Below are 8,413 nucleotides of genomic sequence, written 5' to 3'. Positions count from 1 at the left end.
TCTTTAAATAAATATGTGCTCCACCAAGCATCCCTATCTGCCATTTTCATTCTCTTCAATCGATTGTGTAAGAAGTGAGCATTGAATGGGTGATCCTCTTTCAATGATATTGTAAGAAGCGTATCGATGAAATGATAAAACGTGTATGTGTCGTTAATAACATGTTTATTGATGAAAGATAAGGATGATTTCTTATTGATGGATTTGGGGTCTCTCCAAATCAGACTGTCTATAAATGCTTCAATTACAGTGTAGGAACTAGCACAATATGGAGCGACCTCATGCAGCTCTTTCCCAAACCGTTCAGGCACTTGAATACTTAACGCTTCGATAAGTCCACGGTTCTTTAAACGTTCAGAATCATCTATCATCAATTTACCAATGGCGCCATCCTTACCAAATGCATCTTCTATTCTGGCATCATCAATCTTGGTGTCTAACAGCCATCTCGCCCGCATGTGATCGAAAAGGCGTTCAAACCCAAAGGATACTACCTCCTCGTATGTGCCGTCATCATTGGATATGCAGTTTTCAATAAACAAGCCTTCAGACACAAGCATGTTGTATAGCGACTTTTCGTGCCCATCTCTGGGCAATATACTGCTCAATTTATTTCCTGCGATGTTCTGTGAGAGATGGTCACTCCCAATGGCATTCATCTCGTTAATTATACATTCCACTGCTTTGTAGACGATCTTCTCTCTCCGGCTATAGTCTAAACGTTCAGGCGATGCTAATTCGTCATTTATATGGTCGAGGTACAGGTTGAAGACGGATGTTATTCCGAGAAGCCCGGGCGTAATTTTCGTCAATCCTTTGCTCTTCATCCCCTTACAAAACAGACTCAGAAATAGAGGATTTTGGAATTCAGGATTTAGCGATGGTACACTTGGATACTCTATACCAAATTCATTAAAATATTTATCAATGGCAATGTAAACCGATTCACCGAATCCGTGATGCTCGACTTCAACAAACTTGTCCTTATAATCCACTCCCTTGAGAATATAATCCTTATAAGTGGCGCGAACGCTCAATGCGATGCATATTCTTGGGTATCTAGAAATGACCTCTAGCATTCCTGGTAGATATCTCTTCCAAAGAAGTCTGCCATCGCCCTCATTAATCGCATCTATCATTAATAGGGCTCTTGAATTACTTGTCTCGGCTGCGATCTGTAATGAACCTAAAAGGTCATCACGAGCCATGCCGGAAAGACCTAAGTTTTTTACTATTTGGGTCCAGGGCTCATCATCCTTGAATGAGCCCCCGTGGAGTAACAGTGTTGGATAGCCCTCACTTACTCTCTTCTGAGCAATATCGCACAAAAGATGAGTTTTTCCAACACCAGCTTTCCCTTCAATCAGCATTGCATTTTTGTTCGAAGATATGGCCATACTGCTCAAACAAAATTGTTTAAAATCTAATAGTTCGCTCCACAAATGACGATACTTCGCCTCCAAAGAACGCGTTGCTACATACCGTTTATCGCTCTCTAGCTTAACCCAATCTTCCGCATCATATTGGGTAAGATGATTTGATATCTTTACTAATGATTCATCAACATGTTTCAGTGAAACATCAATGTTTGATAATATTTCTGAGAAGGGTATGCTCTTTGTATCAATCTCAAGTTGGTTTATGTATTCAGATATGATGTCAATCTTTTTTACAAGGTTCGTTTTATCAATTTCTTTTTGAAGACCCTGTTCCAGATCTGTGGCATCTCTGGGCAAAGCGTCCTTTACTTCCAACCATTGTTTATTTAAGCTATTGAAAAACTCTGGTTCCCGACATAAACCGACGAAGAATTTATTGATTGGCAATTCGACATTGAGCTTTGGAGTATAGCGGTGACCCGCCAATTCGATTGATTCACTAATGTGATTTTGGAACCATTTTAAAGTAAAAAGCTCTTTATCAAACCAGAATTTTACTATTCCACGGTTATTCTCTTCCTGAAGGCGTTGAATTATCTCATGACTTCCCCAATAATCAAACTCTATTTTTCGACCGAGTTTCTCTGAATCTTCTTTCCATCTCTTTTCTCTTTTCAGCCATTCATCCATGAACCACGTTTCTTTATCTTTTTTTGGGTTTGCTCTATCCATAGGTAAACAAATAACATATTTCTTCATAGACGAATGCGACTTAATTGCTGTGTTAATCGAGTCTTCGATTTGTTTCCACTGACTTTTACCTGGTGTTGATAAAAAGTACTTAGCTTGCCAACAAATCTCTTCTCCACCCTGAAGTATCCAGAAGCATTCTACACCACCATCGGGTGTCCCATTTCTAATAAACTTAAGTCTGTTAGGGATATTTTCCCTATGTGCTAATTGGCAACACAGCTCTTCAAAGGCTCTATCCTTTGTTTTATTAAATGGCCTTATCTCAGACAGATCGATCATTGGTACACTCTGCGCCATCAAGTATGATTCGTGGAAATGGTCTGTCAGAGTATAACGATTTCTTCCATCAATTCGACGCAATCATGGAAATCAGCTAGATTGCACGTACTTAATCAATTAGAAAGTAGTTGGGGCATTACCTACTCTACCTCATTCCTGCCATACAATGGCTATCCACCATGATATGATTGGCTGGATAGCTTGATAGCAAAATCGTATTATCAATATCCAATGAAGCCCCCCGCTATTGAATGCTCCTATTGTACTGAGATGACTGCAACGCCTGTTCTCTAGCGGCCGGGACCTCTTCTCCTCTTGAGGCATTCGCCATGACAAAATGACCTTGAGTTCACTAAGTCATCCAATATCTCTTGGACTTCAGGATTAGTCAGATCCCATTCGATAACCTCCCCGCAGTCTGAGCACGTCCCTATCTCAACGCTCATCAAAGCCTCCTCCTGAGCTTGGCCCCATGCCTGTTCATACGCTTTCACGGTCGCTTCCCTAATCCTCCTTTTCTCCGCCTCCAGATCCTTCTCGATGAGCCCCGCGCCGTACATTATCATCTCCCTGAAGCTCATCCCTAGCTTCTCCCTGATCTGGCCGAGGCGTTCATAATCTTCCCTGGACACCCGGAACATCACGCTGGGGTGACTTTCCTCGTACCTGATTCTCGATGGATATTTTGCAGCGGCCATAATCCCTCCTCTGACCCAAGAAAGGATGAAGGGTGCCATGCCGACAGAAGGAACGGAGACCATGCAGATGGCCATTGGATTATTGTCCTCGGTCATTGGCGGATATTATGCCCTTTACTCGGAGATTATGCTGGCGTTTGCCATCTATGATTACCATAGGGTCCTAGGGGGTTAGGAGGTGGGGGCTCTCGCGCGTGCGTGTACGGGGCCTATACTTTGACGGAGGTACGATGTAGTGGGATGGGGAAGACGAGGAGATACTTAGCATGAGCATTAGAATGCCTTGCAGCCTCGTCGGGACACGCTGAGAAATCACTATTCCTCATCTCCGTTAGATGGCGAGGGGGATGTCTAGCGATTTTAAAGATTAAACGTCCCTCGCCTTTGGCATCAATGGTCGATAACAGGCACGAACCTCAAGGAGCGTCGGAAACGGCCCATCCGCTCATTATACTCGTTCATGATGGTAGGGACAATGGTTCTAGGGCGAGAACGCGATAGTGACGAAAGTAGCTCCGATAAACCAACGGTCCCGCTCGAACGCTCGCTCCGCGCTCGACCGTTTCGAAGACTGGAGGGCTTATCGGTCACTAAGGTTGCTTAGGGATTTTTGTCGAAGAGAGGCACTTGACGATCGCGAACGTTCCGCCTCGGTCACCGAGCTTGAAAAAGTTGGATCGAAAGGAGCCGCTCGGTTTGTCTCAATAATTTCGGCTCAAGGTGCCGGGAGCGGCCCCTGCTCGGGGTTTGGGGGAGTTGGGCTCCCGGCTGCCCGGCTAAGCCTGAGTACACTAAGCGGCTAGTGCAGCGGTCGAGCTTACGCGTATTATGCGCTTACCGCGCACGCGCGTAGGCTTAGTTGTCTGGGTACCCGGCCTCCCGGGGTTGTGGGTTAGCCGCCGGTAGGGTGTCTGGCCACCTGGCCCATCCCGGCAGAAGCCGGGAAACCCAAGAAGTAGCCATGGGAGCCCGGGCCGACGGGTCGTTTTTCACACACTACCTGCCGGATGATGCAGCCCCTATCCCGATGGGGTCGAGAGTACGGGTTAAACTTTGATGAAGACATCAACATGGCCGTGGCATCGGTTAACCCAATGGGATTCATCGCCAGGGCAAAGGATGTCCGGTATCGAGAGGAGATGGGGTGGTCATAACCCTCTCGTTCGGGATGCTTTAATGGGTCGTCTATGTGGATGATCGCATTATGGCTAGGTGATAGGAGTGAGCCGAACTGCGCCATTTCCTCAACGGTCTGGTATCTTGCTGATACCGGACAAACACTGGTATGCTGGTTATTGAATTTTCGCCTCCGCCGTGCACGTATCATCGATGAAGGAAAAGGTGATGAAATAGGTTCGCGTAAAGCAACCAAGTGCGAGTAAAAATTACGAACTCCTCTCCTTCAATCATCCTTTTTATTTTTATCATATGTCCACGATTGTTCGTAACCACATGCATTCCAGAGAGTATTTACGGAATCTCTGAGTAACTCATGAACATCCGAATCATAGTCATCTATGATTGCTTCGGGGAGAGTTAGAACATCTCGATCTATCTTAAACGAGTCATCAGAATCAAAACCAGATCGATCTTTAGATAACACGAGTTCCTTTACTCCAAGCAACGTAATGAACACATGGATTGGAGGAGCTATGTCTTCTCCTCTTAATGATTTCATTATGCCCGCTATAAACTGCTGAATACCTATCTCAAAGTCGATAATAGGTAGATATTTACCAACGCCTTTGTAGGGGCGCAATATGCGACCTTCGACGGCCTCAACGGTGCCGTTCTTAAAGAACTGGATGTATGAACGACAAACCGGCTTGTTCGTTTCTGGTTCGTAACCGTTGCTGGAAAACAGGACCCCATCGAGATTGTATCTATGATCCGCCGATGAACTGAGCATGGGCATTTGACCGGATTGATAAATTCGCCTTATGTCGATAGCCTGCTTAGAATCGAATGACGATATCGGCACCATGTGGATAACGATTTTCGGGGTGTCTGAAAAGGGGACGGGCATATCGCCGGTAATTACATTGGCCAATCGATCGTCCCTGAAACGCTTTATTCTTCCGTTCAGCGATTCCGATAGGACAAAGGCCGATCTAAGTTCAGATACATCATAAGGGTATTTTCCAGCGGAGTTACGCCCAAAGAACTTGTCATGACCTTTGAACGATACCTTGTGGGGGCTGTTCCAGCTTCTGGGTATCCTGATGATTAAGACGTGCTTGTCATTGTTGAGCTTGACCCATCGAAGGCGGATTCCGATAATCCTTGCCTGGATGCCATCGCGGATAATCTGTTCGATTCGAAGGGTTTCCTGGTCGATGTCGGGGACCACAAGACCGATGATGCTGGTTGGCAATCCTCTGTCTTCGGCCACACCGATTATTAGGTCTCCACCATCCGCGTTAGCAAAAGATGAGACATCGGCTAGAAACTCTTTCTTGTCTGTATCATTGCCAATATTTAGCTGCGCTTTGTAATCGATGGTCCTTCGTTCACCAACTTGGTTAGCTATTAAGTCCACTAGGTCTGTCTCTTCGATTGAGTCCAGGTCTTTTTGTAGCATGGTTTTTCCCCTTCCTAATGGCTTTTCTGTAGCACAATATGAATCACAGGGGATTATATAACAAACAAGCTAACCGCTATTCCATAGAACTCGGCGGTTTCTCCGAATGATAAATAGCCATCGCAAGTCCAGTATCGGGATTTATGAGTGATGTATCTTTTCCTGGACCTCTTTCTAATCTAAAAACCATTGACCAATAGATATAATTGTCAAAATCCTGTTGGAGCCATATTGAATATTATTCCCTCTGTATTTGATTGTTCCAACACAGCTAAGTTGGCCCAAAACGTTCAAAGAAGCAACAGAGGCTCCATGACCAAAGTCCGTACGCCCTCTTCTCTGAAGCATTACGGCAATGTTGTGACCATGGCGCTCAAGGAACTTGATGACTTGCGAAAACAATTACAGAACGATGTGGAAAACTATGGCTCTTCAAAGGAATTCTGGATGGCGTTATGGAAGGCGTCTCCTTATGCGGTTCTTCCGCTTCTATCCCTATCCGCCATTGTCGCGTTCTACAAAGATTTTCTTACAAACCCTTGGATTATTGCACTACCCCTTGGAGTAACAGGTTTTGTTGCATGGTTTGGTTGGTTAGGATGGAAAAGGACAGGGGGTTATGCCACACATATTTCGAATATCAAAACGCGATTAGATGAAGTTGAACGCGAGATTAGGCGTAGAGAAGTCCTGATGAGTGAATTTTTTAAGACTCAAGACCTTGAGCCAGATACTGAAAAGTTCTGGGGATACAATTACCCATTTGTTGAGCAGTTACCAAAACCTCTTGTGACTATGGACACTAATTATCATTTTGAAGGCCGTGTTGGCCCTACAAATCGAAGGACTGGCCGCTATGCTGATGTTCTTAGCAGATACCCAGATATTATAGCGGCATTGGACGATTATAAGGAGAAGAAAAAGAAGTACTACGGGGCCCCAAGAGGCTTCAGACAAACTGAAGAGGAGAATAAAGGGTCCCTAATAGATTTATTCGAAATTGTAGATAAAAGATTGAATGGTGACCTTCGAAAAAACGGCGGTCATGCCGAACTTATTATCAAAGGGCTGTTAGTATTATCTTGGTTAGGATTCGAACCTGGCCAGATTGATGATTTTGCAAAATCGGAAGGTGATAAACATAGCCAGTTGTCTGGGCAGCAGATAGAGTATATGAAAAGAATTACAGACCCATCTGATGCGCTCCATGTTCTGAATACTCCTGATATTCAGATGAAAGCCTTTGAGGTTGATAGCAAGAGAAATTTAGTTGCTGAGGCAGGCATTGAAGTAAGGGCGTTGGTTAAAGATTATTTCGGGCCGAAAAACAAGAATGGATAAAATAACCTGATTAACCTAATTGAACTCATTTCTTGATTAAATCTAGATTATCTGCCGTAAATAATCTTCATTTACTCGGTTGGGGATTTGAACATGGAATCATTCAAAGCAGGATCTAGTCAGATGTTTAGTGGGTAGAGGCCCCGCTTTGTTCACATTGAACAATAGTATGCCCATTTTGCATACCATCACAATCAGGATTGGAATCACAGTCCAGTATCGGTATAATCCCAGACGTTACTGAGGAAGTACGTTTATTGGGTGCAGGCCAGTGTCGCTATAATGCTCGGAAATATGTGCCCCTCGTAAGATCCAAAAAAATCCTTGGTGAGTCTCAAACTGTTCATTTAGCTTGAAAGCCTTTTATGGAGAAGTAATCGAGTGGCAATTTCGATCTCTTGTTCCAAAGCTCTTTCCCCATGGAAAGAACAGTCTTCGCAAAATTGTTCTCGTTAGGTTCTTCGAGGAACTCTTTGAAAGCTTGAAGGGTATCATCCCCGGCGAATATCCAAGAGCCTACCCATTCGGTCTGCAACTCTTTCTTTAAGTCCGTCAAATCCTTTATCTCTGGCCTTATTAGTTTTAGGTTCGATAGCTCGCTCGGATTGATGTAGGCATACATGAGCAAAAGTGTACAACGGTACCTCGCTTCTTTTATCTCGTTTTCTTTAATCTGGATCTGTTTTTTCTTTTCCCAAACATAGGTAAAGAATGCTCCTACTATTCCGCCAATGCCAACAATGCTCAGGATGGATAGAATAAGGTCAAGATTCATGTCAATGTCTCATGCCGTATCAATCTGGGCACAAGTATGACTTACTACATGTTTGAGTCTTATGCTAGCTGTTATTAACTCCACTAGCCTAATTCACGGTACTTGGTAGATATCTAGAAATGAACCTATTGGACCACTCTAGCGATTCGCGCACTTTTTCGATTGGCGGACTGGCCTTACCATGGACGATGGCGTTTAAAAAATCTAAATGGGATTGAATATCGCTCATAACATCGCTCGTGTAAACATCCGCTCCGCATAATTTTTCGTTAAGGATCTTTGCCTTAGTAGTCGGCCCATGTTGAATCTGATTAAGGTTGCATAGGCTTCTAAGTGTCTGTTCGATCGATATTCGGATAAACACTGACGCGACGATTATTGGGTGCTTTTGCGTAGAATCGCTCAGTACTTCAGATGCCTGAGCTAATCCATTATCGATAATCTCCTGAGAAACGGGGTCCCCATATGTGGTATTGTAATAGTCGAGAAGTGCGTTCAACGTCATGCGTATCTGAACAACACGCACTGTGAGGTCTACTTTTCGGCCCTCAATGTCTGAATAATGTCTAATCCACTCATCTTGAAATGGTAAGATATAAGTTGAAAT

Annotated in this window: 5 protein-coding genes and 1 pseudogene; 1 reads left to right on the top strand and 5 read right to left on the bottom strand. The window is 44.1% G+C overall.

What is annotated here, in order from left to right; translation table 11 throughout:
* From WYS_RS09965 to WYS_RS15020, 3 genes and pseudogenes are all read right to left on the bottom strand, one after another.
* Nucleotides 1-2,429 (bottom strand): annotated as a pseudogene (locus tag WYS_RS09965) (hypothetical protein); the annotation flags it as partial.
* A gap of 272 nt (nucleotides 2,430-2,701) precedes the next feature.
* The gene (locus WYS_RS09960; protein WP_026069001.1) at nucleotides 2,702-3,205 is read right to left on the bottom strand and encodes a hypothetical protein; all 504 of its coding nucleotides are present in this window, start codon (nucleotides 3,203-3,205) and stop codon (nucleotides 2,702-2,704) included.
* Nucleotides 3,206-4,511: 1,306 nt separating this feature from the next.
* Nucleotides 4,512-5,690, bottom strand: coding sequence for an AlbA family DNA-binding domain-containing protein (locus tag WYS_RS15020; protein ID WP_019178021.1), 1,179 nt, complete (start codon nucleotides 5,688-5,690; stop codon nucleotides 4,512-4,514).
* Between the two features lie 366 nt (nucleotides 5,691-6,056).
* On the opposite strand from WYS_RS15020, the gene WYS_RS09945 reads away from it, so the two are divergent.
* The gene (locus WYS_RS09945; RefSeq protein ID WP_026069000.1) at nucleotides 6,057-7,031 is read left to right on the top strand and encodes a hypothetical protein; all 975 of its coding nucleotides are present in this window, start codon (nucleotides 6,057-6,059) and stop codon (nucleotides 7,029-7,031) included.
* 343 nt (nucleotides 7,032-7,374) lie between these two features.
* Here the strand turns inward: WYS_RS09945 and WYS_RS09940 are convergent, their stop codons facing one another.
* Both WYS_RS09940 and WYS_RS16460 read right to left on the bottom strand, forming a co-directional pair.
* On the bottom strand, nucleotides 7,375-7,806 hold the full coding sequence (locus tag WYS_RS09940; RefSeq protein ID WP_019178019.1) for a hypothetical protein: 432 nt from the start codon (nucleotides 7,804-7,806) through the stop codon (nucleotides 7,375-7,377).
* 88 nt (nucleotides 7,807-7,894) lie between these two features.
* On the bottom strand, nucleotides 7,895-8,413 hold a 519-nt coding region (locus WYS_RS16460), incomplete at its 5' end, for a hypothetical protein (protein WP_236993852.1).

Origin of the sequence: Methanomassiliicoccus luminyensis B10, assembly GCF_000308215.1 — an archaeon.
Classification (GTDB): domain Archaea; phylum Thermoplasmatota; class Thermoplasmata; order Methanomassiliicoccales; family Methanomassiliicoccaceae; genus Methanomassiliicoccus; species Methanomassiliicoccus luminyensis.
The sequence above is the reverse complement of the archived record's forward strand: the minus strand, read 5'-3'. Positions and strand labels throughout refer to the sequence as shown.